This is a genomic window from Gracilibacillus pellucidus (assembly GCF_033949965.1).
In the GTDB taxonomy this organism is placed as follows: Bacteria; Bacillota; Bacilli; order Bacillales; family Amphibacillaceae; genus Gracilibacillus; species Gracilibacillus pellucidus.
Map to the genome: position 1 here is coordinate 65,585 of NZ_JAWZSR010000001.1, position 26,103 is coordinate 91,687.

22 protein-coding genes are annotated in these 26,103 nt (G+C 35.9%); 15 read left to right on the top strand and 7 right to left on the bottom strand.

The window, feature by feature from the left end; translation table 11 throughout:
• Window positions 1-186: 186 nt before the first annotated feature.
• From SH601_RS00305 to SH601_RS00330, 6 genes are all read left to right on the top strand, one after another.
• Window positions 187-2,118: a fructose-1,6-bisphosphatase gene (locus tag SH601_RS00305; RefSeq protein ID WP_319956216.1), complete on the top strand. Its 1,932-nt coding sequence runs from the start codon at window positions 187-189 to the stop codon at window positions 2,116-2,118.
• Between the two features lie 201 nt (window positions 2,119-2,319).
• Window positions 2,320-4,404, top strand: a complete 2,085-nt coding sequence (locus tag SH601_RS00310) for a 5'-nucleotidase C-terminal domain-containing protein (RefSeq protein WP_319956217.1) — start codon at window positions 2,320-2,322, stop codon at window positions 4,402-4,404.
• Between the two features lie 135 nt (window positions 4,405-4,539).
• Window positions 4,540-5,730: a YecA family protein gene (locus tag SH601_RS00315; protein ID WP_319956218.1), complete on the top strand. Its 1,191-nt coding sequence runs from the start codon at window positions 4,540-4,542 to the stop codon at window positions 5,728-5,730.
• A gap of 289 nt (window positions 5,731-6,019) precedes the next feature.
• Window positions 6,020-7,552 carry an amidase family protein gene (locus SH601_RS00320; RefSeq protein ID WP_319956219.1) on the top strand — a complete coding sequence of 511 codons (1,533 nt, stop codon included), beginning with the start codon at window positions 6,020-6,022 and terminating at the stop codon, window positions 7,550-7,552.
• A 153-nt stretch (window positions 7,553-7,705) separates the two neighbouring features.
• Complete coding sequence (locus tag SH601_RS00325; protein WP_319956220.1) at window positions 7,706-8,641, top strand: D-2-hydroxyacid dehydrogenase; 936 nt, start codon at window positions 7,706-7,708, stop codon at window positions 8,639-8,641.
• A gap of 67 nt (window positions 8,642-8,708) precedes the next feature.
• Window positions 8,709-9,188, top strand: coding sequence for an SRPBCC domain-containing protein (locus tag SH601_RS00330; protein WP_319956221.1), 480 nt, complete (start codon window positions 8,709-8,711; stop codon window positions 9,186-9,188).
• Window positions 9,189-9,460: 272 nt separating this feature from the next.
• Here SH601_RS00330 and SH601_RS00335 read toward each other — a convergent pair whose 3' ends face one another.
• The 3 genes from SH601_RS00335 to SH601_RS00345 form a co-directional block, all read right to left on the bottom strand.
• Entirely contained in the window at window positions 9,461-11,101 is a 1,641-nt protein-coding gene (locus SH601_RS00335; protein ID WP_319956222.1) for a methyl-accepting chemotaxis protein, read from the bottom strand.
• A gap of 13 nt (window positions 11,102-11,114) precedes the next feature.
• The gene (locus SH601_RS00340; protein ID WP_319956223.1) at window positions 11,115-12,095 is read right to left on the bottom strand and encodes a BMP family lipoprotein; all 981 of its coding nucleotides are present in this window, start codon (window positions 12,093-12,095) and stop codon (window positions 11,115-11,117) included.
• Window positions 12,096-12,232: 137 nt separating this feature from the next.
• Window positions 12,233-12,796 (bottom strand): Maf family protein, encoded by a 564-nt coding sequence (locus tag SH601_RS00345; RefSeq protein WP_319956224.1) that lies wholly within the window; start codon window positions 12,794-12,796, stop codon window positions 12,233-12,235.
• Window positions 12,797-12,998: 202 nt separating this feature from the next.
• Between SH601_RS00345 and abnA the strand changes: the two genes are divergently transcribed.
• Window positions 12,999-13,961, top strand: coding sequence for an arabinan endo-1,5-alpha-L-arabinosidase AbnA (abnA, locus tag SH601_RS00350; RefSeq protein ID WP_319956226.1), 963 nt, complete (start codon window positions 12,999-13,001; stop codon window positions 13,959-13,961).
• A 173-nt stretch (window positions 13,962-14,134) separates the two neighbouring features.
• On the opposite strand, the gene SH601_RS00355 is transcribed toward abnA, so the two are convergent.
• Window positions 14,135-14,977 carry an aldo/keto reductase gene (locus tag SH601_RS00355; protein ID WP_319956227.1) on the bottom strand — a complete coding sequence of 281 codons (843 nt, stop codon included), beginning with the start codon at window positions 14,975-14,977 and terminating at the stop codon, window positions 14,135-14,137.
• A gap of 343 nt (window positions 14,978-15,320) precedes the next feature.
• Between SH601_RS00355 and SH601_RS00360 the strand changes: the two genes are divergently transcribed.
• Window positions 15,321-15,872 carry a hypothetical protein gene (locus SH601_RS00360; protein ID WP_319956228.1) on the top strand — a complete coding sequence of 184 codons (552 nt, stop codon included), beginning with the start codon at window positions 15,321-15,323 and terminating at the stop codon, window positions 15,870-15,872.
• Between the two features lie 80 nt (window positions 15,873-15,952).
• Here the strand turns inward: SH601_RS00360 and SH601_RS00365 are convergent, their stop codons facing one another.
• Window positions 15,953-16,456: a GbsR/MarR family transcriptional regulator gene (locus SH601_RS00365; RefSeq protein WP_319956229.1), complete on the bottom strand. Its 504-nt coding sequence runs from the start codon at window positions 16,454-16,456 to the stop codon at window positions 15,953-15,955.
• Window positions 16,457-16,710: 254 nt separating this feature from the next.
• Between SH601_RS00365 and SH601_RS00370 the strand changes: the two genes are divergently transcribed.
• From SH601_RS00370 to SH601_RS00390, 5 genes are all read left to right on the top strand, one after another.
• A complete protein-coding gene (locus SH601_RS00370) occupies window positions 16,711-17,907 on the top strand; it encodes a quaternary amine ABC transporter ATP-binding protein (RefSeq protein WP_319956230.1) in 1,197 nt (398 codons plus the stop codon).
• Complete coding sequence (locus SH601_RS00375) at window positions 17,900-18,736, top strand: ABC transporter permease (RefSeq protein WP_319956828.1); 837 nt, start codon at window positions 17,900-17,902, stop codon at window positions 18,734-18,736. Before SH601_RS00370 ends, SH601_RS00375 begins: the two co-directional genes overlap by 8 nt.
• A gap of 72 nt (window positions 18,737-18,808) precedes the next feature.
• Window positions 18,809-19,726 carry a glycine betaine ABC transporter substrate-binding protein gene (locus tag SH601_RS00380; protein WP_319956231.1) on the top strand — a complete coding sequence of 306 codons (918 nt, stop codon included), beginning with the start codon at window positions 18,809-18,811 and terminating at the stop codon, window positions 19,724-19,726.
• A 114-nt stretch (window positions 19,727-19,840) separates the two neighbouring features.
• Window positions 19,841-20,635, top strand: a complete 795-nt coding sequence (locus SH601_RS00385; RefSeq protein ID WP_319956232.1) for an ABC transporter ATP-binding protein — start codon at window positions 19,841-19,843, stop codon at window positions 20,633-20,635.
• The gene (locus SH601_RS00390; protein ID WP_319956233.1) at window positions 20,628-22,229 is read left to right on the top strand and encodes a hypothetical protein; all 1,602 of its coding nucleotides are present in this window, start codon (window positions 20,628-20,630) and stop codon (window positions 22,227-22,229) included. Before SH601_RS00385 ends, SH601_RS00390 begins: the two co-directional genes overlap by 8 nt.
• 37 nt (window positions 22,230-22,266) lie before the next feature.
• On the opposite strand, the gene SH601_RS00395 is transcribed toward SH601_RS00390, so the two are convergent.
• Both SH601_RS00395 and SH601_RS00400 read right to left on the bottom strand, forming a co-directional pair.
• Window positions 22,267-22,971: a SurA N-terminal domain-containing protein gene (locus SH601_RS00395; protein WP_319956234.1), complete on the bottom strand. Its 705-nt coding sequence runs from the start codon at window positions 22,969-22,971 to the stop codon at window positions 22,267-22,269.
• A gap of 123 nt (window positions 22,972-23,094) precedes the next feature.
• Window positions 23,095-23,931, bottom strand: coding sequence for a manganese catalase (locus tag SH601_RS00400; protein WP_319956236.1), 837 nt, complete (start codon window positions 23,929-23,931; stop codon window positions 23,095-23,097).
• Window positions 23,932-24,100: 169 nt separating this feature from the next.
• On the opposite strand from SH601_RS00400, the gene SH601_RS00405 reads away from it, so the two are divergent.
• Both SH601_RS00405 and hisA read left to right on the top strand, forming a co-directional pair.
• Window positions 24,101-25,126, top strand: coding sequence for an NADH:flavin oxidoreductase/NADH oxidase (locus SH601_RS00405; RefSeq protein WP_319956237.1), 1,026 nt, complete (start codon window positions 24,101-24,103; stop codon window positions 25,124-25,126).
• Window positions 25,127-25,264: 138 nt separating this feature from the next.
• On the top strand, window positions 25,265-26,017 hold the full coding sequence (gene hisA / locus SH601_RS00410) for a phosphoribosylformimino-5-aminoimidazole carboxamide ribotide isomerase (protein ID WP_319956829.1): 753 nt from the start codon (window positions 25,265-25,267) through the stop codon (window positions 26,015-26,017).
• The last annotated feature ends 86 nt before the right edge of the window (window positions 26,018-26,103 follow it).

The following is a 26,103-nucleotide window of genomic DNA, read 5'->3' on the forward strand; positions in this document are numbered from 1 at the left end:
GTCATGTAACGAAATAGATGTAAAGTTATGACGATATTTCCCGAGAAATAATTAATCGTTAGCATAAGTAAAATATATTTAAAGTGTTGCATTAAATGTAGAAAAATCTAGAAATATGATGTATTAATTGTTAAAATAGCATTATATATGTAGTGTGATTGATTGCAGAGAGGGGATATCGTTACGTTGAACACAAAATATCTGGATTTACTAGCTGAAAAATATGATAGTGAAGAAAAAGTAGTCACGGAAATTATTAATTTAGAAGCCATTCTAAATTTACCTAAAGGAACCGAGCACTTTGTCAGTGATTTGCACGGTGAGTATCATGCATTTCAACATGTGTTAAGAAATGGGTCTGGTAAAGTGAAGGAAAAGATAACAGATATTTTTAAAGACAAGTTAACGAAAGAAGAAATAACAGAGTTTGCTACATTAGTTTATTATCCAGAAGAGAAATTAACATTAATCAAAAATAATGTAAACAATAAACAGGCGCTCTATGATTGGTATGAGGAAACGATTTGTAATATGGTACAACTGATTCCATACGCTTCTTCTAAATATACACGATCTAAATTGCGCAAAGCATTGCCAAAACAATTTGTTTATATTATTGAAGAATTACTATATAAATCAGATAAATACTCGAACAAAACAACTTATTATGAAAAAATTGTGCAGGAAATCATTTTATTAGGACAAGCAGACAAACTGATTACTGGTCTTGCCTATACCATTCAACAATTAGTAGTTGATCATCTCCATGTAGTAGGAGATATTTATGATCGGGGTCCTGACCCAGATAAAATTGTCGATACATTAATTGATTATCACTCAGTGGATATTCAGTGGGGGAATCATGACGTATTATGGATGGGTGCTTATGCAGGTTCTAAAGTATGTCTTGCCAATATTATTCGGATTTGTGCTCGTTATAATAATCTCGATATTATTGAAGATGTATATGGTATCAATTTAAGACCGCTACTGAATGTAGCAGAGAAATATTATGAAGATAATCCTGCCTTTCGTCCAAAAATGCGACCAGATAATCCGTTGTCGGAAGATGAAGCATTACAAATCACCAAAATTCATCAAGCAATAGCGATCATCCAATTTAAGTTGGAAAGTCCGATTATTAAGCGTCGTCCATTTTTTAATATGTCGGAAAGACTTTTACTAGAAAAGATAGATTATGAAAGTAATGAAGTAACGGTTTATGGTAAGACGTATTCGTTAGAAAATACGTGCTTTGCAACAATAAATCCAGAAGACCCTGCTGCGCTATTACCTGAAGAGCAAGAGATAATCGATAAATTATTATTATCTGTACAACATTCTGAAAAACTCGCCAGACATATGAAGTTTTTATTGAAAAAAGGAAATTTATATTTACGATACAATGGTAATTTATTGATTCATGGCTGTATTCCGGTTGATGAAGAAGGAAATATGGAGCAGATGGAAATTGAAGGAGAGTCATATAAAGGACGAGAACTACTAGATAAATTTGAGCAATATTTGCGTCAAGCTTTTACTGATATTGACAAAACAGATGATTTAGCGACAGATATGGTCTGGTACTTATGGACAGGTGAATATTCATCCTTGTTTGGAAAAAGAGCTATGACAACATTCGAACGTTATTTTATTCAAGATAAAGAAGCACATAAGGAACAAAAAAATCCATACTTTTATTTAAGAGAGAATGAACAAGCATGTCGTAATATGCTTGAAGAATTTGGTTTAGATCCGGATCATGGTCATATTATTAACGGACATACACCTGTCAAAGAAATAGAAGGGGAAAATCCAATTAAAGCAAATGGTAAAATGATCGTAATTGATGGAGGATTTTCGAAAGCATATCAATCAACAACAGGAATTGCTGGGTATACACTACTATACAATTCCTTTGGCATGCAGCTTGTTTCCCATCAACATTTTAATTCAAAAAAAGCAGTACTACTAAATGGCGCAGATGTGTTATCTGTTAAACGAGTAGTAGATAAGGAACTAGAACGGAAGAAAGTCCGTGAAACAAATGTGGGTCATAGGCTAGTGAAAGAGATTGATATGTTGAAGCAATTATTGGAATATCAGTATATGACATAAGTGGAATACCCGTTTTCTTTTTCAAGAGGATGGGTATTCCATTTTTACATTCTCTTAACAAGCCTGTAATTACAGGTTAATAGTTCATTTTTACAATGACAGTATATGTTGAAGAAAGGAGGCTAGGTTTCGACTACATACTTCACTAGATGACACATAATCGGTTATTTACAATAATTTAAAAAATGGAGGTTCGGTATAGTGGCTAATCATCCTGCTTTTCGTTTCCCTTTAAGTGTGATAGCGAGTATTGTTTTTGTTTTTGCCTTGATGTTACCTGTTCATGTTTTTGCTGAAGAAGAGGAGCAAGAAGATTTTTCTTTAACGATTATGCATATGAACGATACGCATGCACATGTGGAACCATTACCTAACATGTTAACGGCAGTCAAGGAAGTACGAGCAGAAAATCCTGATGCATTATTATTTCATGCAGGTGATGTATTTTCAGGTACATTATATTTTAATCAATTTAATGGAATGGCAGATTTAGCAATCTTAAATTTGATGGATTTTGATGCGATGGTATTTGGGAACCATGAGTTTGATTTAGGTTCTAATGAGAACGGACATCAATCTTTAGCAAAATTTGTAGATGCTGCACATTTTCCACTACTAGGGACAAATTTAGATTTTTCAAGCGATCCATATATGGCTCCATACGTAAGTAATGATTTATTTTCAGATGTAGCAGAAGATGGCGCCGTGTATGACGGGATTATTAAAGAAGTCAATGGTGAGCGAGTTGGTATCTTTGGTTTGACGACGGAAGATACGATTAATGTCTCAAGTCCTGTAAGTGTGAAATTTTTAAATTATATCGAAGAAGCAAAACGAGCGGTTGCAGCATTCGAAGAGCAAGGTGTAAACAAAATTATCGCTGTTAATCATCTAGGTTATGACAGCACGCCAGATATCGGTAATGATTTGCAGTTGGCCGCAAATGTAGACGGTATTGATGTAATTGTTGGTGGGCATTCACATACAAAATTGGACGAGCCTGTTGTCGTTACAACAGATGCATCTGGTGAAGAGAAAGATCCTACTGTTATTGTTCAAGCACATCAGTACGCACAATTATTAGGTAAAGTGGACGTTGTATTTGACGAAAATGGTATCGTTCAGCGTTTTGCTGGTCAACTAATTGATGTTAATGAAAAAGAAGCAGATCCTGAAGCTGCTGCAATACTTGAGCCATATAAGGCAGAAGTGGAAGAGCTCTCTAATCAGGAGACAGGAGCTGTAGCTGTGAAAGAAATTCCTAATCCACGACTTAGTGATAGTGATGTTAGTGTTCGTGCGAATGAAACGGCATTAGGAAACTTAGTAACAGATGCGATGTTAGCGAAAGCAAAAGAAAAATATCCAGACGTTGTAATAGCTTTGCAGAATGGTGGCGGTATCCGAGCTGCGATTGAACAAGGACCTATTACAGTCGGTGAAGTGATTGCTGTATTACCGTTTGGTAACGATCCAGTTGTAGCAGAATTGGCAGGATCAGAAATAAAAGAAGCATTAGAACACAGTGTCCGTCAAGCTCCACAAGAAAGTGGTGGTTTCTTACAAGTTGCTGGAATGAAGTATTATTATGATAGTACGAAAGAACCTGGATCGCGAGTGATGGCAATAGAAGTAGAAAGAGATGGAGAATATGAAGAAATGAAATTAGACCAAACATATCTCATTACGACAAATAATTTCACTGGTAAAGGTGGGGACGGTTACGATTTATTTGCACGAGCATATGATGAAGGTCGTGTAAAAGATATCGGTGAAATTGATTGGGATCAACTACGTAAGTATATGGTAGATGATTTGAATGGTGTGGTAGAGCCAGAAGTAGAAGGTAGAATAGTGGATCTGCGTGGCCAAGAATATGGTCAGCCAGAGAATCAGGATGAAGAAGATGATGATAGTTCGAACGAGGAAGAAACAGGTAATGACAATCCAGAAGACGAAGCACCGGAAGGAAATAACGAGCAAGTGAATGATGATACGGATAATAATGATGGTGATGAAGCAAATAATCCGAAAACAGATGATAAAGATGACAACAATGATGATAACCATCATACAAAAGGAAATAATGAAGAACCAACAGATAATGAGCCAGGTGTGAAAACAGAAAAGAAAGAACCAAAAGAAGTATCCACTAATAAAGATACGCAAGAAAATAACGTTCTTCCGAATACGGCGACGAATACATTCACTTATCTTTTGGTAGGTGGAATCGCGTTAATCATTGGTTTAGGGGTACTAGTTTACCGAAGAATACGATTGTCATAATATCAAGGTTGTTCAAAAAGCAAAATGGCGTTACAATAGAGTGTGAGTGTAAGAGCATGTTGTCGTTCTTGCACTCACATTTTTTGGTGAATAATGCTAGTTCATCATGAAAAAAGCAAAAGTGTAGGTGTAAAAATGAGTGATCAAATAAAGGATAGAAAACTTCTGGATCAAACAGTGAATGCTGTGAATGATTCCAGAAAGGAACTAGAGGATAAAGAGTTCAAGAAATATTGGAGCACAATCAGTGTACCACTTACATTCCAAGACGGGTTAAGTAAGTATACGAAAAGTGAGTTAGAGGATATCAGAAAATACTTAAAGGTTAAAAACGCAAGTGGCTTGAAAAAAGCTGACCTTATAGATGTACTAGCACAACAAATACCTCACTTTGTCGAACAACTTGCTCTTTCATGGGATGAAGAACGATTCATGCTATTAACAACTATCGTGGAAAATGGTGGTCACATGACTGCGCCTCGTTTAAGTACAAGCCAATTGGATTATTTCCGACGCAATGGATTAATTTATACGGGGACAAATGAAGGGGAACAAATAGTTGCGATTCCGGCTGAGTTAGCAGAAACGATCCAAGCACTACAAACAGAACCAAAGGTGCAAGAAGCCATTAAACGAAATACGGAATTAGTGAAGCTAACAAAAGGTCTGTTGTATTATTATGGTGCATTAACAACAGAACAATTAGTAAAACAGATTGGAAAGTATGCGAGCTATACTCCTTCATATACTGAATGTATGAGTCTTATTGCTGACTTGAATATGTACCTTGATGAAGTAAGAATAGAAGAAGATACGCTGTTTAATAGTCGAGTGATGGATAGTGAGAAAGTATTACAAGCGCATAAAGCTAAAGTAGATGTTCCATTTTATCCGTTCGATAGACAGCAACTAGTATTAGCGGCAGAATCGAAGTTTATCGACCGAAACAAACATTATCATGATTTAGTAAACTACTTGATGACAACTTTTGATGTAACAAAAGAAGAGGCAGATGCAGTAGCAAGTGAAACGGTTTTTGCTATTAGAAATGATCAAGGGCTTAACGATGTGATGACGATATTGTCTTATATGTTCGAATTAACAGATATGAACATTGTTCGTCCATTAACAGATATCGTATTAGATTTAATGAATAATACGAGAAAATGGACATTAAAAGGATATACATCTAAAGAATTAAAGCAAATTGCATCAACGAACAATAAGCGCTCTGTAACTAGAACGGTAGTAAAAGTCGGTAGAAATGAACCATGTCCATGTGGCAGTGGTAAAAAGTATAAAAAATGTTGTGGCAAAAGTGCATAAGTGATGAAAGAAGCAGGGCTGATACCTGCTTTTTTTGTTGTTTTATAAAGTGAGACTTCAATCAGTGGAAGTTTTTGACTCCCGCTGATTGTTAGCGAAACTTATCAGGGAGTTAGCGTCCGTTTATCTCTCACTTAGCTTCTTTGTTTTAACTCGAACCTTGAAGTGGGGGTTTTACGGATGTTTACACCGTGATAAAAGAATCAATTATTTAGAATAGTGTTAATTTTATAGTATACTATTGTTTAAATACCAAAATATAGAACATACATATTGGAGGAGATGGAAGTTGCCAAAAGCGAATAAGAAAAATGTAGCAATTGTTCTTGGGTCATTAGCAGGTGCAGCGGCTGCTATTGGAATTGCATCTAAAGTGAAATCAAACAAATCGTTTGTTTTAGAAGAAGCAACATTAGAAGAAATACAAAAAGCGTTAACTGCAAGAAAAATCTCGTCTAAAGAATTAACACAGATGTACATAGATCGTATAGAACAATATGATCAAGCAGGACCAACACTAAAATCTATCATTGAAATTAATCCTGATGCGCTACAAATAGCAGAAGAGCTTGATCGCAATAGACCAGAAAATGCAGGGTTATTATATGGTATCCCAGTTCTTGTGAAGGATAATGTAGACACAGCCGATAATATGCATACTAGTGCAGGGGCTGTCACATTAGCGAATAATATTGCTAGTGAAGATGCATTTTTAGCAAAAAAGCTTCGTGAAGCAGGGGCAATTATCATAGGAAAAGCTAACATGTCGGAGTTTGCTAACTTTATTACGGAAAATTTACCGAATGGATTTAGTTCGCGTGGAGGACAAGTACTTAATCCATATGGACCAGGAACATTTGATGTTGGTGGTTCTAGCTCAGGGACAGGAGCCGGTATTGCAGCGAATTTAGCAGTCGTCGGTATTGGTACAGAAACTTCCGGATCCATTTTAAGTCCAGCAAGCAGTAATTCACTCGTTGGAATTAAGCCGACATTAGGCCTTGTTAGTCGTTCTGGTATCATTCCACTTGCACATAGTCAGGATACTGCTGGACCAATGGCACGTACAGTAAGTGATGCGGCCATTCTATTAACAGCTATTGCGGGCTATGATGAGAAGGATGAAGCGACGAATACAAAAGTTGATAAGTCTGTGATCGATTATACGGAATATCTAGTAAAGAATGGGTTGAAGGGTGCACGAATAGGTGTTGATCGAACAACGATAAATAGGTTAACGGCAGAAGAGCAGAAGTTGATGGAAAAAGCTATTCAAGAAATGAAGCGTAAAGGTGCTGTTATGGTAGATCCAATTGAAATTCCAACACATGAACATGAGTCCCGTGTACTATACCATGAATTCAAGCATGATCTGAATGCATATTTAGAAGGTGTGTCTGATGATGTACCAGTTAAAAATTTAGCAGATATCATTGCATATAATAAAGAACATGCAGAAACAGCAATTCCGTATGGACAAACAATACTAGAGCATGCCCAAACGATGAGTGATGATCCGGAAGATCCAGACTATCTAGAAGATAGACGCTTAGATTTGGTACACTCCAGTGAACGAGGAATCGATGTCGTGATGGAAGAACATCAGTTGGACGCGATTTTATTCCCGAATAATTTGGGCGCAGCAATGCCAGCTAAAGCAGGATATCCATCAATCACCGTCCCTGGCGGATATACGAAAGATGGTAAACCATTTGGTGTGACATTTACAGCTCTAGCATATCGAGAGCCAACACTAATCAAGTTAGCCTATGGATATGAACAAGCAACGAAACATCGCAAAGCACCAAAATTAGATAAGTAAAGAGGAAAGAGGCTGTTTAACAAGCCTCTTTTTCCGTAGTTGATAATAAAATCATAAAAGTTGATAGAAAAGAGCTGGAAGTTGATAGTAAATTACAAAAGTTGATAGAAAAACTAGCGAAGCTTCCATTAAAACACAAAGGGAGAAGTTTGTATGCAAATAGAGAATATATTATTTCTAAGCAAGTTAAATCATCAAATAGCTGAGCTGATCAACGGGTATAAGCTGGACAAAAACATTTGTTATGTGACAGAAGAAAATATAACAGAGGAAGATTTGAAATGGGCAGATGCCTTTGTGTCCTTTAAGACTGATGCTAGTTATGATTATCAAAAGGTACAATGGGTTCATTCTTTAGGAGCAGGTGTGGACCACTTTGTACATAATAAGAGCTGGGATGAAGCGGTGTTACTAACAAGAACGATTACGTCGTTTGGAGAGAGAATCGGTGAATATGTTTTAAGCTATTTGTTAAAAGATATACAAAAACATGATCAATTTGCCGAGCAAAAAAGGAGTAAATCGTGGAAGTCTCATACACCTGCTATGCTTCAGGAGACAAAAGCAGTAATCTACGGAACGGGCGAGATAGGACAAAAGGTTGCGCAAACTCTTGCCTTTTTTGGAATGGAAGTGTATGGAGTCTCATTAAGTGGTAAGGACAAAGATTATTTTAACAAAGTATATAAGCAAGCAGAAGTTCCGAAGAATTTATTAAATGAAGTGGAGTATGTGATTAATACGTTACCATTAACAGATCAGACGGAACAATTATTTAATCATACTATTTTTCAGCATGTTTCCAATATCGGGTTTATTAATGTTGGTAGAGGGGAGTCTGTTCATGATGCAGATTTGCTTCAAGCGCTTGAAGATAAAAAGGTAAGATTTGCGGTGCTTGATGTATTTCAAGAGGAACCATTATCTGAAGATAGTCCATGGTGGAACCATCCTAATGTATGGATTACCCCACATATCTCTGCTGTTACAACAGCTAAAGAAGCAGTTGCATGTTTTGTAGATACACTGCAAAATATCGAAAAAGGACTCCCATTAGAAAATAAAGTAGATGTGGAAAAAGGATTTTAATATTTAAATATATGGAGTCACTTGGTTGTCGATATCATAAAAGGCCATTTAAAAAGGAGAGTGCACAATGAATGCAGGTAAGTTAATCCAAAAGAATGAACGATACACGTTACAATTTGAACAAGAGTTTCTTGTTTCTCCACAGCAAGTATTTGAAAGAATAACAAATCCAGTAACTTTTACACAATGGTATCCTTTCGCTACCGAAGAGATGGATGTAAAAGTTGGTGGCAAACTGAAATTTGATGATGGAGAAGGAAACATTTACGAAGGGGAGATCATCGAGTTAGAAGCGCCATACACTTTTGTGTTTAAGGAAGTGGATGACTTGTTGGATATAAGAGTTACGGAGCAGGATAACGGTTGTCTATTTCGTTTTCAGAATACGTTTGATGATGCTTCTATGGCAATATCTATGGCAGCCGGATGGCACCGCTGTTTGGAAGTGTTTGAGCAGCTTGTCAAAGGTGAACAAATAGAATGGAAAGAAAATGCCGAAAGTTTGCGACAATACTATAAAAGGGCTTTTGAAAACCTATCAGAATAACGATATTGATAAGTGTTAATAGTAGATGAGATGCTATTGACACTTTTTTTATCACGGTGCACGAGTCCGTAAAACATCCACTTCAAGGTTCGAGTGAAAACGTGGAAGCGAAGATGGAGGATAAACGGACACTAACTCCCTGATAAGTTTCACTAACAATCAGTGGGAGTAAAAAACTCCCACTGATTGAAGTCTCACTTTATATAATAATATGTAAAAAAGAGGCTAACTATTGATTGATGTTAACTCGTTAGCCTCATTCCTTTCACATATTAAATTTTAAATCGACTGACTTTATCTTGTAATTCTTGCGCTAGTTCTGCTAATGCTTTAGTTGAAGCAGTCATTTCTTGAATGGAGGCGGTTTGTTCCTCTGTAGAACTAGCGACTTCTTGCGAGTGATGGGATGTTTGCTCTGTAATGGCAGACACTTGCCCCATCGATGTGATTAATGTTTGGTTACTATTTTTCATTTGATTAAGAGAAGTAATTACTTCTGTCATTCGATCTTGTACATCTGTTACGACAGTTGTAATACTATCAAATGAATCACGTGTTTTGTCCGCGAGCACCGAGCCTTCATTAACTGTTTGCATCCCTATTTCTGTTGATTCGACAGCTTTATTCGTCATTTGTTGCATTACTGCGATTAACTCGCTAATCTGGCGAGCTGATTGTCCAGATTCTTCTGCTAACTTACGAACTTCATCAGCTACAACAGCAAACCCTTGCCCATGTTCACCAGCTCGAGCAGCTTCGATTGCAGCATTAAGTGCTAGTAAGTTTGTTTGTTCTGCGATAGCGGTGATCATATCGACAATTTTATTAATCTCTTTAGAATGTTGATAGACACCTTTGATTACGTCTGTTGTTTCTTCTGTATTTTGAGTAATAATGGTCATTTGTTCACTTACACGTTGAACAGTGTCCATCCCTTGTTTTGCTTGACTTGTAGCATCTTTGGAAGATTCTGTCGCACGTGTAATGCGGGACGAAATAGTTTCAATATCATTAGAAATTTGTTCCACATTTTTACTAGATTGATCGACGTTTTCTATCTGGATCTCCGATCCATCAGATACCTCTTGGATCGAAGAGGCAATTTGTTCAGTGGCAGTTGATGTTTCATCTGCGTTAGCACTTAACTGTTCAGCAGAAGCAGCTACACTTTCAGCTGTTTCATGTACATTTGTTATAACATCCTTTAAGTCATTATTCATACGGGCAAAACTATTATGTAAGTGACCGATTTCATCTTTTCTAGTTGTTTCGTTGATCGTTTGCGTAAGGTCTCCGTTAGAAATAGCGTCTGCATGATCAATCAGCGTATAAATAGGTTTAGTAAGCTTGTTCGTCATCAAAAGTGAAAAGAAGATATTTCCGAGTAATAGAATAATACCAGATACTATGATGAAAATAAGGATAAACTGAATGTTCTTATCAAGTGTTTGTTGATCTGCTTGATAGTTTTCATTAGCAATTAGTTGTAATAAGTGAATATCATTCTGAATCCCATTAGTTCTAATTGACTGTCTTTTCGCTTCACTTTCGTTTTGGTCGGCCAATGCTAGACCTATATCACTTTCAAGTTGCTGCATCTTTTCGTCAATCGTATGTAATACATCTTCTGTGCTTTTTGCGTTAGGTACTTGCTCTAAAGTTTCGTAAAAAGTAGAGAGCGTTGTACGAATTGATTCTGCAGCACTTTCTGTTTGGTTCGTAGAATAACTATTCAATTGCTGTTCAATCGAAACGAGTGTACTATTTAGTTTTTCCACATTAACTAGCTGATCGACATGATCACTATTAGAGGATTGAATTTGTGTCATTTGATAACCTATAAAGGCGATAATAACACAAGCAATTATTAATGGTAAAAGAGAATTTAGCATTAATTTCTGTTTTAATTTCATTTGGCACCTTCCTTTACTTATCTACAGTAAGCTCATTGTTTTTGATCGCTTCTGTTAGATCGTGTAGTTGTTCCTTTTCATCTGAAACAAGGTTGATGATACGAATAGGTGCCAAACCGACGCCTTCTTCACTTAATCCAAGCTCTATATCATCATTTGTTATTGCTCCATCTTCTACTAAATTTGCCACCAAATTATAAACGGCAGTATCAATATTTTTCATCATGGAAGTAATAACTGTATCCTCTCCAAGATAAAATTGGTCGGAATCAACACCGAATGAATAGATGCCTGCTTTTTCTGCTTGCTGAATCACACCTACCCCAGTAAAACCAGCAGATGGGAAGATTAAATCCGCGCCATCTTCGATTAAATCCGCGGCGATATCTGCACCAATTTGATCATCCCCAAATGTTCCTGCATAGCGTGTAAGTACTTTTGCTTCTGGATTAGTAGCTTCTACACCTTGCGTAAATCCTTTTTCAAATTTATGTATGAGCGGTGTATCATCGCCACCAACGAAAGCTACAATATCTGATTCAGTCTTTAAACCTGCAAGTGCCCCAATTAAGAAACTTCCTTCTTCTTCTTTGAAGTTCACATTTACTACGTTAGGTAAGTCGACAGAACCATCAATAATAACAAATTGTTGTTCCGGATTTTCTTCAGCAATTTGTGCCAAATCATTCTCAATTGTATAACCTAGGCCGATGATTAACTCATTATTTTGATTAACTAGTTCTTGTAATCCGGTTAAATAGTTTTCTTCATCACCTATTTCGCGATAATCAAAGATAATGCCTAATTCATCACGTGCCCGTTCTAAACCTGTGAATCCGGCATCACTATATGATTGATCACCAAGCCCATTATCAGACAACATAATGCCGATTTTTGTTTTATTAGCAACTGCGGAAGCATTTGATTCCCTTGAACAGCCACTAATAATAAACGTCAGTAATAATATAAGTAGTATAAAAGTCCATTTTTTCATTATTAACCTCCATGCACCTCATTATTAAGTTAAAAGAATTAGGTTATATTACCTATTAGGTACATTAATAACTTAACATATATGTTACCTTTAGGGCTATCGGTTTGTTGGAATTTAATAAAAAATTTACATGATCTTTAGTGTGAGATTCCGAAGTCACGGAGTTGTCTTACGACAGTGGAAAGTGGTAATCCAACTACATTATAATAATCACCGTTGATACCTTTGACAAACATAGCACCTACACTTTGAATTCCGTATCCACCAGCTTTGTCATATGCATCATTTGTTGCTAGATAAGCATCGATTTCTTCATCTGTTAAAGTCCAAAAATGAACAGTTGTGCATTCGGTAAATAGTAGTTCTTTATTTGTAGAGCGTAACATTACACCTGTATATACTTCATGTGTATTTCCGCTTAATTTTTGGAGCATTTGGTAAGCGTCTAGCTTAGACTTAGGCTTTTCGAAGATATTATTTTCGAAAGCCACAATTGTATCTGCAGCTAGAATTACTTCATTGTTATTTTGAATCGGTACTTGCCTTCCTTTTCGTAATGCAAGCTGTTTCACCTTTTCTGCTGGATCGGTTATGGTGATCTGTGATTCGTCAACATCAGGCTTGCGTATAGTAAATGGGATATGAACTTGTTTTAACAATTCTTGTCTACGTGGTGAGGATGAAGCTAATATAAGATTCATAGTAATGCTCCTTTTTTAGTAGTTATGTTCTTACTATATAGTACACTATTTAATGTGAAAATAAAGATTATAACTAGAGAAGTTATGTATATTTATTAACATTGTTACCAAAGAGTGGTATACTATTTGGTAATAAGTATACGGTTACATTCGTAGGTTTATGTAATCGTATACTTAATAAAGATATTAAGGAGTGAAGTGGATGAAGTCAATAAGTTATTGGAAAGTGCTATTATTTGCTTTCGTATTGTTTGGTATTTCGGGTGTATCTGTTTCAGCAGCATTTTGGGATATGAATGAACATCCAATGATTCACGATCCTTCTATTATTAAAGAAGGGGATACATGGTGGGTGTTTGGAACGGGGGAAGAAGATAGAAATGGTATTAGAGTTTTATATTCGCAAGATGGGCGAAATTGGAATGAAGCGCCTGTCATTTTTCCTGAACCTTTAGGCTGGTGGAAAAATTATGTGCCGAACCATACAACAGCACAATGGGCACCAGATATTCATTATTTTAATGGAAGGTATTGGTTATATTATTCGGTATCATCTTTTGGTTCTAATCAATCATTAATCGGTTTACTTTCAACAGATAGTATAGCATCTGGTAATTGGCGTGATGATGGTTTAGTTCTTCATACGACAACGTCAGATAATTATAATGCAATCGATGGTGACCTTGTTATTGATGAATATGGTAATCCGTGGCTAGCATTTGGTTCTTACTGGAGTGGAATAAAGCTAACAAGAATTGATGCAAATACAATGAAACCAACAGGTCCAATTCATTCTATTGCAGCAAGGCCAAATCATCCAGAAGGATCTATCGAGGCAGCAAATATCACTTATAGAGATGGTTACTATTATATGTTTGTGTCATTTGATAAATGTTGTAGCGGTTTAGATAGTAACTATAAAGTTATGGTTGGTCGCTCAACGAATATAACTGGTCCTTATGTTGATAAATTAGGACAACCAATGATGAATGGCGGAGGAACCCTTCTAGATAGTGGTAATGATAAATGGATTGGACCAGGTCATTCTGATATTTATAATAATAATATTTTTGTTCGTCATGCATATGATGCGGACAGTAATGGGCTTCCACGACTATTAATCAACGATCTATATTGGGATAGTCAAGGCTGGCCAACTTACTAAACGAGTAGCTAACAACAAAAAGATGTTACAGAAAATATATCTGTGACATCTTTTTGTTAGGAAAGAAAGTATAAAATTTGTGTATCTGTCTACCTCCAAAGGATCAGAAACAAGGCTGCTTCACGAATCGCTCCAGTCGCTACATTTCTTACCGGGCGCTTTTCTTATATAAATTAAAATTCTTGATATTCAGCAGGATCTTGATTTTGAATTCTACCATCTGGCTTTGTAAGGTTACTAATTGCCTTCATGTCCTTATTATCTAAGCTGAAATCAAAGATAGCTAAGTTTTCAGCTTGTCTAACTGGAGAAGAAGAGCGTGGAATAGATACAGCTCCTAATTGATAATGCCAGCGCAGAATAATTTGTGCTACTGATTTATTATGCTTTTGAGCAATTGGTAGGATTACTTCATGATCGAGTAAATCAGTTCCCCTAAATAATGGACTCCATGATTCCGTTATAACGCCATGTTCCTCATGCCATTCTCTTTGTTCTTGTTGATTAAAGAAAGGGTGTAACTCAATTTGATTAATAGATGGTAATACACCTGTTTCTTTATCCAATCGTTCTAGGTGATCTGGTAAGAAGTTGCTGACTCCGATAGAACGAATTAATCCCCATTTTTGGGCATCAATTAAAGCTTGCCATGCTTCAACATATTGATCTTCTTTTGGATTTGGCCAATGGATCAAGTATAGATCAAAGTAATCTAGATTGGCACGTAGTAGCGACTCTTGAATTGCTTCTACAGCTTTATCATATTGATGAAAACGACCAGGTAATTTTGAGGTGACAATTAATTCTTGTCTCGAAACATTGGACCTACGGATAGCTTCACCAACAGTTCCTTCATTTTCATAGTTATAAGCTGTATCAATCAAATGATAACCATTTGAAATGGCATTGGTAATGCTCTTAACCCCTTGATTTCCCTTTAAATAAACGGTTCCAAATCCAATACTAGGAATTCTTAAACCATCACGTAGTGTAATGCTCGGAATTGCATTTGTCATCTATACCACTCCTGATTCTACCCAAAAAGATGAACTTTTTGTTTTTTGGTAATATTTGATATATTTATATTATGAAATGATTTCTATGAAAAGTAAAATAATTGGCATTATTGTGTGGGGAACAGGCATTGGATTTACGATATTCGTTATTGATGTGGTAATGTTTATCCTATTCAAGAGATTACTTACGAAGATACAGATCACTACAAAATTACCTATCAATTCGTCCGTAATCGTGAGAGATTACTATATGAAATGTTCAAGAATGAATAAACAAACCATGATTAATTATAATATGGTAAAATAGATACATAAGAACAGAAAAAAATGAGGGGGAAACATCATGAAAAAGAAAATATTATTTGTTCTACTTATTTCATTATTAGCTTTACTTGCAGCTTGTACTAACGATGATACAACTGAAAATGAATCAGAAGAATCGGATAATGACGTAGTAGAAAACACGGATGCGGAAGAAGGGGAACCATCTGAAGATACTAGTGATGAAGAAATAGTAGAATCAGAAAATGACGAGAAGAAAGATAGTGAGACTACTGATTCCTCTACTGAACAGTCAGATGCTGATGAAGAAAAAGAAGAGGTAGATGAAGGTAAGGAATCTTCAGAATCAGACAATGAGTCAAATTCTGCTAATAATACGGAAACGAACTCAGAGGTAAGTGAGATTGATGAAAGTATTGCAGAGGATTTAGTTAGAAATCATTTGAATCTATCACAAAGTAATGATGTGAATGTTGAAGCAGATCATACCGACGATAACGGCAACTTTGTTGTGCGAGTATTTGAAGTAGTATCAGATGGCAGTAGTAGTCATACAGCAACAATGGGTTGGTATATTGTAGAAAAAAATGATGGATCTGTTAAAGAAATGTAGTTTGATATGTAATATAAAACAAGGGCTTACTACCTTATGACAGGTATAGCCCTTGTTTTATTTGTTGATTGTCGCTGAAGTTAGACATCTTTTCTTAGAAAATCATTTGTCTTTATGTTTGTAAAAATCTCTTCAAGCGAATGGTGAAATGTAATAGCTTCATGGATTTTATGCTTCAGTGCTTCTTGATGTTCATCAGGATAACGAGTTAAGTTATCTTGAATATCATCCAAATTATTAATTTGTTTATTTAGTGCACTAAGCCAGCGATTTACATAAGTTTTCATGAATTTTCTATATAGTTCTTCACGCGTTTCATATAAATCTTTCCTAACCCCTTTTTGCCAAACACGCTCAACAAGGTTGAATTCTTGCAGGCGACGAATGGCATAGCTCATTGCTGTTTTGCTTTTTCCTAGAGAATCCTTCATTTCATCTAATGTCATTGGTTTTTCATGTAAATAAAGAGTAACAAATAATTGTGCTTCAGTTTTATTTAAAGAAAACATTTCCAATGTTTTCGAAAATTCGGAGATAATTTGGTTGTTAATTCGCTCTAAGTTAGTTTCATTTGCTTCGCCCATAGTCAGCAGCTAACCTCCTTTGTATCTTAATATTATTACTTTACAACTACATAATAAAAAATTCAAAATTTTTATTAAGAATATACCATAATTATAACATTTTTTTGTAAAGTTTTAACTTTACAAACGTAATATTCGGATAAAAAAGTGTAAAACGCTTGAAATTAATAAAAAAAACCTTTAGCATAGTAAAAGTAATACATGTAATAACGATAGCGATAAAAAGAAGAATTTTATTGAGGTGGTATTAATACATGTCTGTTATTAGTGTAAGAAATCTGTCGAAGGTATTCGGCAAAAAGACAAAAGAAGCACTCGCTTTATTAGACGAGGGCAAATCAAAAAAAGAAATTTTAGAAAAGACGGGGTCTACTGTAGGTGTTAACCGCGCTACTTTTGATGTGGAAGAAGGAGAAGTTTTCGTTATCATGGGACTTTCTGGTAGTGGTAAATCTACATTAGTTCGCTTGTTAAATCGGTTAATTGATCCTACTGAAGGTGATGTAGAAGTAGGTGGAGAAAATCTAGCTACGGTTGGGAAGGAAACATTACGAAAAGTTCGACGCGAAAAAATGAGTATGGTATTTCAAAAATTCGGTTTATTTCCTTTTCGTACCGTATTAGAAAACACAGAATTTGGCCTTGAGATTCAAGGAGTAAGTAAAGAAGAACGATCAAAAAAAGCAAAAGAAGCTTTAGAATTAGTAGGATTGGGAAGTTTTATTCACCAATATCCTGATCAATTATCAGGTGGTATGCAGCAACGTGTTGGTTTAGCACGTGCATTAGCAAATGATCCAGAAGTGTTACTGATGGATGAAGCGTTCTCTGCATTAGACCCATTAATTCGTAAAGATATGCAAGATGAGTTGTTAGATCTCCAACAAACAATGAAGAAAACAATCATTTTTATTACGCATGATTTGGATGAGGCGCTACGAATTGGTGACCGCATTGCGTTAATGAAAGATGGTTCCATTGTACAAATTGGTACGCCAGAAGAAATTTTAGTGCATCCAGCCAATGATTATGTAGAGCGATTTGTAGAGGATGTTGATCGTTCTAAAGTTTTAACTGCAAATCATATTATGAAACGTCCAGAAACAGTTGATATTGATAAGCATGGACCGCGAGTTGCCCTAGAACGAATTCGTGAACAAGGGTTATCGAGTATTTATGTCGTTGATCGTTCAAGACAATTGAAAGGCTATGTAACAGCTGATGATGTAAAAGATGCTCGAGATAAAGAAATGAAAGATTTACATAGCATTTTACGTACAGATATGCGAACTGCAGAAATTGATGCGGCAATTCATGATATTTTCGAAATTATCCATGATGCGCCTGTACCGGTTGCTGTGGTAGATGAAGGGAAGTTGAAAGGTATTATTGTTCGTGGAGCAGTTATTGCAGCGTTAGCTAATGGAGATGGGGTGAATGAAGATGCTTGATTTTGCACCTCGAATTCCAGTAGCTGATTGGATCAACTCATTGACAGGTTGGATGAAAGATACATTTCAATTTATATTCGATCCGATAAAAGAAGATTTTGGTAATTTTGTTGAAATGACGGCAGATGGCCTTAGTGCTATCCCGCCAATCATTATCATTTTATTAGTGGCAGTTCTTGCTTTCTTTATAACAGGTAAAAAAATTGGATTAGCAGCCTTCTCGCTTGTTGGTCTATGGTTTATCTATAACCAAGGATTATGGGAAGAATTGATGTATACATTTACGTTAGTGCTATTTGCTAGTTTAATTTCGATTATTATTGGTGTCCCTGTAGGTATTTGGATGTCGAAGAGTAAATGGGCACAAACCATTATTACACCAATATTAGATTTTATGCAGACAATGCCAGCATTCGTATATTTAATTCCGGCCGTTGTATTTTTCGGTATCGGAATGGTGCCAGGTATTTTTGCTTCTGTTGTATTCGCGACACCACCAGTAGTTCGTTTTACTAATCTTGGTATTCGCCAAGTATCAAATGAATTAGTAGAAGCTGCTGATGCGTTTGGTACAACAGGTCCACAAAAATTATTTAAAGTAGAATTACCGATGGCAAGAAAGACAATCATGGCAGGTGTAAACCAGACAATTATGCTTTCATTATCAATGGTTGTAATTGCCTCAATGATTGGTGCGCCAGGTCTTGGTGATAAAGTATTAACAGCACTACAGCGCTCGCAAGAAGGTCCTGGATTTGTTTCCGGTTTTGCGATTGTCATTTTAGCTATTATTATCGATAGAGTCTCTCAGAAATTCAATAAAGCTTAATGTGATAAACTTGTCCAGGTTTATTCTGGACAGTTTAAATAAATAAAAAGTTAGAAAAGGGGAGAATTATTCATGTTTAAAACATGGAAGTCGTTTGGTTTAGTAGCAGTATTAGCTTTAGTTGTAGCTGTACTTGCTGCTTGTGGTACTAATGATGAAGGCGATAACGAAGATAGTGGAGATACCGGAAATAGTGAGTCAGCTTCAGTAGGCGATGGTAAAGATATTGAGTTAGTATATGTAAACTGGGATTCAGAAATTGCCTCTACAAATGTTGTCGGTAAAGTATTAGAAGATTTAGGTTATGATGTGAAACTTACATCTCTTGAAAATGCTGCAATGTGGCAAGCAGTAGCTAACGATGAAGCGGATGGTATGGTAGCTGCATGGTTACCAAACACACATGCTTCACAATTTGATGAATTTGGAGAGCAAGTAGTGGACCTAGGTCCAAACTTAGAAGGTGCCAAAACAGGTCTTGTCGTTCCATCTTATATGGATGTTGATTCAATTGAGGACCTAGCTGATGAGGCAGGTCAAACAATTACTGGTATCGAACCTGGTGCTGGTGTTGTAGCTGCAACAGAAACAGCGCTTGAAGAGTACGATAACTTAAGTGATTGGACGTTATCAACTTCTTCAAGTGGTGCGATGACGACACAACTAGGTGAAGCAATCGGTAACGAAGAAGATGTGATTGTAACAGGTTGGTCTCCACACTGGAAATTCTCTGAATATGACCTAAAATATTTAGAGGATCCACAAGGTGCATTCGGTGAAGAAGAAACAATTAACACAATGGTTCGCGAAGGACTAGAAGAAGATTTACCAAATGCATATAAAGTATTAGACAACTTCCACTGGGATATCTCAGATATGGAAAGTGTGATGCTTGAAATTAATGAAGGTGCAGATCCAGAAGATGCAGCAGCTAGCTGGGTAGAAGAAAACGCAGATAAAGTTGCTGAGTGGACAGAAGGCGTAGAATAATATTTTTTTCAAAATCCTCCTCGCTATTATAGCGTAGGGGGATTTTTGCGTGCTTATATTTGCTTTTACTGCGATAAAAGTAAAATTATGTTATCGTGATGGGGAGGTGAAAAAATGACAAAAGAAATCGTTTTATCATTAAAGAATGTACAAAAGACGTTTGGTGGTACTCCTGTCCTAAAATCGATTAATTTAGACGTATATGGCGGACAAATTATTGGATACATAGGGCCGAATGGTGCTGGAAAAAGTACGACTGTTAAACTAATGCTAGGATTGATTTCATCCTTCGAAGGTGAAATCGAAATATTTGGAGAAAACATAAAGGAAAGTGGGCCAGCATTTAAAAAGCGTATCGGATATGTTCCGGAGAATGGTGAGATTTATGATAATTTAACACCAATGGAATATTTATCGTTTGTCGGTGGCTTATATGGAATGGAACAAGTAACAATTGAAAAGAAAGCAAAAGAACTAATGCGTTTATTCGAATTGGACGGTGTGTTACATACAAGAATTTCTGCTTTTTCTAAAGGAATGAAACAAAAGTTACTGTTGATCGCAAGTATGATACACAACCCAGATTTACTTTTCTTAGATGAACCATTAAGTGGGCTTGATGCAAATAGTGTGATGATCGTTAAAGAAGTAATGGATCAATTAGCAAGCCAAGGCAAAACGATATTTTATTCATCGCATATTATGGATGTAGTCGAGAAAATTAGTAACCGTATTGTGTTGTTGGCAAATGGGAAAATTGTAGCGGATGGAACTTTTGAGCAATTACAGCAACAAAATAAAGAGGGAACGCTAGAAGAGATTTTTAATCAGTTAACAGGTTTTGATAAACATAAGGAAATTGCTTGCTCAATCGTTTCAGTAGTCGAAAATGGTGATACGAATGAATGAGTTTATGTTGTTGAAAGTGTTAGATAAACTACAGCCATTATTTACCAAAATGGATATCGATTACCCTGTGATGCGGCAAATACTCCAATTGAAATTAACGATGGATACAAGAAGAGTTCCGACGATTTTTAATGACTCTAATAATAAATCGGGTAATCAATTTTTAAAATCACTTGCTGTTTATGCGTTAATGGGATTAATGTTGCTCCTATTTATTTTTGGAGATAACTACTTGATGCAAATGAGTATTTATTATGCAGTAGTGATGTTTATTTTGATGACATCTGTTATCTCTGATTTTTCCAGCGTCTTGTTAGATGTCAGAGATAAGATGATTTTACATACGAAACCAGTGAATGAAAGAACCATTAATTGTGCAAAAGTATTACATATTACTTTTTATTTAGTTCAATTAACGATAGCTTTTACTGCTATCTCATTAGTAGTAGGACTTGTTCAGCACGGAATAGTTTTCTTTTTGTTAAGCCTTTTGATATTAGTGTTTGTTAATTTACTAATTTTAATTATGGTAGCTTTCTCTTATATATTCATATTACGCTATTTTGATGGGGAAAAGCTAAAAGATATCATTAACTATATGCAGATTCTATTAAGTGTGTCGATGATTGTTGGTTATCAACTTGTCATACGTTCATATAATCATGTGGAATTTAGTACAACATTTTCGTTTGAGTGGTGGCAATTATTTCTCCCACCGTTTTGGTATGGTGCAATCTATCAATTAGTACTAGCGGATGGACCGTTTTCTAGTCAGATTATCTTATTAGCTAGTTTAGGCGTGATTGTACCTATCATTGCGTTACTTATCTATATTCAATTAATTCCTACTTTTGAACGTAATTTAGAAAAGTTGATGTCTAATAATGGGCAAAATAAACGAGCTTCTTATTGGTGGAGTCGCTTATGGGAGAAAGTAGTTATTTGGAATCATGAGGAGAAGGTTGTCTATCGATTTGCCGTAAGTATGTTGAAGAATGAACGTGATTTCAAATTGAAAGTGTATCCTTTAGTTGCAATGTCCTTTGTTTTTCCGTTTATTTTCTTGTTGAATTCTGTTTCTTTTCAGACAGAAGGAGAATTAGGGGCAAGCAATAACTATTTTTGGTTTTATTTTAGTTTGCTTTCGATTCCTACAAGTGTGTTAATGCTAAAATTCTCAGAAAATCATCGAGCGGTTTGGATTTTTCGAGCATCACCTATGACAAATAAAAAAATCGTAGAACGATCTGTGTTGAAAGCATATTTTGTTCGATTATTTTTGCCTGTATATCTGTTGGTAGGTGGAGCTTTTTGTTACATATTTTCTATGAGGATTGCATTGTTTTTAGTAGCAGTTCTACTTGCTACCCTTTTCTGGATAAAGATAAGTAGTATCGTGTATTTTCAAGGTGCGTTCCCTTTTTCAGAGGAGTACAAAGGTAGTCAGAGTCTAGAATCTGTTAAAGCAATAATCCTGATGATTGGGATGGGATTGTTTGCGCTTATTCACTACTTGATTATATTTTCAGACATGTATCATACTATTTTTATTGTTTTATTAATCTTAGCAAATATTATTTTATGGAGAAAATAAAACAATCCCCAGCTTTCCTTGCTGGGGATCGTTTGTGTTATATTAATTCTTCAATATCGGCATCTTCTCTAAGTTCATCAAGTTTTGCTTGGATATCTTCTTGTTTCTCTTGTTGCTTTTCTGCTAATAATTGTTGTTCAATATTTGTTTTAACATCTTCTAGAGCAGGAAGCTCTTCCTCTGAATCCTCTGTTTCTTCTGATAATGCTTGATAAAATTCATCAATTTCTTCATCCGTTACATGAATATCAAAAACGGTTTGGAGATATTTAGTAGAAAGCAGTTCTTGTTCAACTTGTTTTTTATATGTCTCCTCAGTAAACCCACTATTTTCTAAAATAGTAGTGTAATTGTCGCCATAATGTTCTTTCACATTATTCAATTCTTGATCAATCTCTGTTTCATCTACAGTAATTCCTTCTGCTTGTGCATCTTGGCGAATTAATTCTTGTGTAATTAACTCTTGTAATGTTTGTTCTTTTACTGTGTCTGTGTCATCAATATCTTGTTCATATTGTTGTAATGTTGTTTTTACAAGCATATACATCGTGTTATAAGCTGAACCACTAATTTCTTCGCCATTAATCGTTGCAACTGCTTCATTTTCATCTACTCGTTCTTCATCACTTACTATATCTTTAGGTGGTTGCTGTTCTGCATCATCATCGTTAGCATTATTTCCGCACGCTACAATAACAATAGACAAGCTAATCATTACGAAAAGCATCATTATTTTTTTCATTACGTAAAACCCTCCAAAAAGCTCGTTATTTGTTCATTCAAACATATTTGAAACTGGAAAACAAGTCATAGCTTTTTGAAAAGGAAAAAAGCGTAATTCAAGAAAGAACTACGCTTTTCATTGTTAACATATACATGGTGGAATATGAAAGTTTGTGTTAAATGTATAGGCTGGTGCTGGTTTTAATGATGGAATGCCACCATATGCAGGTGGATTTTGTACATAGCGAAAATATGAACAGCCGTCAATGGAAGGTCCGTGCGCCCATCTTCCTTCTGCACTTTCATCACCTTGAGAGAAATTATAAAAATCATAAGCAACTTGTTGTTTTTCAAGATTACGTGGGAAAGTAGAAGGTACAACAACACCTTCTTTTTCTTCTAACTCTTGAATTGCAGCTAGCCACATATTCTGGTGCATTGTATCACGAGCAATTAAAAATGAAAGCATATCTTTTACACCACGATCTGAGGTCATTTCATATAACCTTGCTACTTGTAAACGTCCTTGAGATTCAGCATTCAAATTAGCACGAAAATCTGCAAGTAAATTTCCACTGGCAATAATATAATCAGCTGTCCAACGGTTACCAACACTGTCAGCAGGCATTGCACCTAAACCAGATACAATTGCATGCTGGGGGTTCATACCACCAATAATAGCGCCAAGCACAGGATCCTTTGCTGCCTCTTCTAAATCACCAATAGGTGCGTCATCCAACAATCTAGCAATCATCGTTGCTAACATTTCGACGTGAGCAATTTCTTCTGTACCAACATCCATTAATAAATCTTTATATTTTCCATCCATTCGAACATTCCAGCCTTGGAATAAATACTGCATCGTAACGGAAATCTCACCGAACTGTCCACCTAATACTTCTTGTAGTTGTTTAGCAAAAAGCGGGTCAGGACGATCTGGTTTAGCTGGATACTGTAACTCTTTAATATGATAAAACATGTGCACACATCCTTTTTTAAGAATAGGTATCTGCCCATATGATATGTATTAATCGCTCAACATGTGACAAAATAGAATGAAAAAGGTACAAGTTCAATCATGTGACCTAGTAAGTAAATCTTGCTATACTTATTTATGGTAATAAAAAGTAAGTAAAGGGGAATCAGAAGTGGATCAATTATTCAGTTCTTTTCAAATAAAAAATTTAGCCTTGAAAAATCGTGTTGTGATGCCACCGATGTGTCAATATTCTGTTACGAAAGAAGATGGAACACCAAATGATTGGCATTATCACCACTATGTAAGTCGTGCTATCGGTGGAACAGGTCTTGTTATTGTAGAAATGACTAATATTGAGCCTGACGGTCGTATCACAAACAATTGTTTAGGGTTATGGTCAGATGAGCAAATTCCTGCTTATAAGAAAATCGTAGATGCTGTACATGCACAAGGGTCTAAAATTGCTATTCAAATTGCTCATGCAGGTCGAAAAGCAGAAGATGCAGAAACTCCAGTTGCACCGTCTGCTATTCGTTTTAATGAAAGATATAATGAGCCACGTGCTCTTTCTACAGATGAAGTCAAAGAGATGGTAGAAAAATTCCGTCAATCTGTACGGCGTGCTGTAGAAGCTGGTTTTGATGCGATTGAATTACATGGTGCACATGGTTACTTAATTCATCAGTTCCACTCAAACTATACAAATAAACGTGATGATGAATATGCAGAGTTAACACGTTTTGGTACAGAAGTAGTAAAAGCAGCGAAAAGTGAAATGCCTGCTGATATGCCATTGATTATGCGACTTTCCGCTACTGAATTTGTAGAGGAAGGCTATCAATTACAAGATGGTGTAGAATTGGCAAAAGCATATAAAGAAGCTGGTGTTGATATGTTCCACATTAGTGCTGGTGGAGAAGGAGCGATTGCACCATCACGTAATCCAGGTAGACATTCTGGATATATGGTTCCTTTTGCAAGAGCTGTACGTGAGGCACTTAAGGATACACCTGTTATTGCCGTTGGTATATTAGAAGATGCACATGTTGCAGATTCTGTTGTAGGTAATGAGGATGCAGACCTTGTTGCTGTAGGTAGAGGTATGCTTCGTGATCCGTATTGGGCAATACATGCTGCTCATGAGCTAGGAGAAGATATTGACATCCCTGTTCAATATGAACGTGGATTCAAATAAGGAATGAGACGTCACTTTAGGGTGGCGTCTTTTCTTTTAGTGTGTAATGTTCTAGAATAGGTTAAAAGAATTCATCTCCATTTTTTTCTTATAATAAAATGTTGAATGGAGAGATAGGGAGAAAGGGACGTGAATATTTTGCAATTTAGACCTTGCATCGATTTACATCAAGGAAGGGTAAAGCAAATTGTAGGTGCTAGCCTTAATGAAGAGAACAAAGATGTTATTGAAAATTATGTTTCTACATATGACAGTAGTTATTATGCAAATATGTTTCAAAAGGATCAATTAACGGGTGGACATGTAATTATGCTAGGTGAAGGTAATGAACAAGCTGCCATTGAAGCATTACAAGCATACCCAGGTGGACTACAGGTCGGTGGTGGTATTAATGCGGATAATGCGGAAAAGTATTTGCAAGCTGGTGCTTCACATGTGATTGTCACTTCTTATATTTTTCAAGATGGTGAGTTGAAAATGGATCGGCTCAAAAGCTTAGTTGAAAAAATAGGCAAAGAGCGATTAGTGATTGATTTAAGTTGTAAGCAAAAAGATGATAAGTGGTATGTAGTAACAAATAAATGGACGAAATTTAGTAACATTGAGATTAATGCAGAAACAATAGCTGAAATAGAAAGCTACTGTGATGAATTGTTGATCCATGCTGCCGATGTAGAAGGTAAACGTGGAGGAATAGATGAAAAACTCGTTGCCAAACTTGCAGACTATGTCACGATTCCGACAACTTATGCAGGTGGAGTCCGCTCAATAGAAGACTTGGAGAATTTTCAACAATTAACAAAAGGGAAGCTGCACGTAACAATTGGTAGTGCACTTGACATTTTCGGAGGAGATTTAGCCTATCAAGATGTAGTGAAGTATTGTCAATAAATTGAAAAGTTGATAGTAAAAGCACCGAGGTTGATAGTAATCAAACAAAAAGCGATGGAATCATTTGTTTCCATCGCTTTAAGTAA

Bases quoted from the DNA above. Each gene is read 5' to 3' on its own strand.
- SH601_RS00315 (WP_319956218.1), top strand. From the start codon at position 4,540: ATGAGTGATCAAATAAAGGATAGAAAACTTCTGGATCAAACAGTGAAT.
- SH601_RS00325 (WP_319956220.1), top strand. From the start codon at position 7,706: ATGCAAATAGAGAATATATTATTTCTAAGCAAGTTAAATCATCAAATA.
- SH601_RS00330 (WP_319956221.1), top strand. From the start codon at position 8,709: ATGAATGCAGGTAAGTTAATCCAAAAGAATGAACGATACACGTTACAA.
- SH601_RS00335 (WP_319956222.1), bottom strand. From the start codon at position 11,101: ATGAAATTAAAACAGAAATTAATGCTAAATTCTCTTTTACCATTAATA.
- SH601_RS00340 (WP_319956223.1), bottom strand. From the start codon at position 12,095: ATGAAAAAATGGACTTTTATACTACTTATATTATTACTGACGTTTATT.
- SH601_RS00345 (WP_319956224.1), bottom strand. From the start codon at position 12,796: ATGAATCTTATATTAGCTTCATCCTCACCACGTAGACAAGAATTGTTA.
- abnA (WP_319956226.1), top strand. From the start codon at position 12,999: ATGAAGTCAATAAGTTATTGGAAAGTGCTATTATTTGCTTTCGTATTG.
- SH601_RS00355 (WP_319956227.1), bottom strand. From the start codon at position 14,977: ATGACAAATGCAATTCCGAGCATTACACTACGTGATGGTTTAAGAATT.
- SH601_RS00360 (WP_319956228.1), top strand. From the start codon at position 15,321: ATGAAAAAGAAAATATTATTTGTTCTACTTATTTCATTATTAGCTTTA.
- SH601_RS00365 (WP_319956229.1), bottom strand. From the start codon at position 16,456: ATGGGCGAAGCAAATGAAACTAACTTAGAGCGAATTAACAACCAAATT.
- SH601_RS00370 (WP_319956230.1), top strand. From the start codon at position 16,711: ATGTCTGTTATTAGTGTAAGAAATCTGTCGAAGGTATTCGGCAAAAAG.
- SH601_RS00375 (WP_319956828.1), top strand. From the start codon at position 17,900: ATGCTTGATTTTGCACCTCGAATTCCAGTAGCTGATTGGATCAACTCA.
- SH601_RS00380 (WP_319956231.1), top strand. From the start codon at position 18,809: ATGTTTAAAACATGGAAGTCGTTTGGTTTAGTAGCAGTATTAGCTTTA.
- SH601_RS00385 (WP_319956232.1), top strand. From the start codon at position 19,841: ATGACAAAAGAAATCGTTTTATCATTAAAGAATGTACAAAAGACGTTT.
- SH601_RS00390 (WP_319956233.1), top strand. From the start codon at position 20,628: ATGAATGAGTTTATGTTGTTGAAAGTGTTAGATAAACTACAGCCATTA.
- SH601_RS00395 (WP_319956234.1), bottom strand. From the start codon at position 22,971: ATGAAAAAAATAATGATGCTTTTCGTAATGATTAGCTTGTCTATTGTT.
- SH601_RS00400 (WP_319956236.1), bottom strand. From the start codon at position 23,931: ATGTTTTATCATATTAAAGAGTTACAGTATCCAGCTAAACCAGATCGT.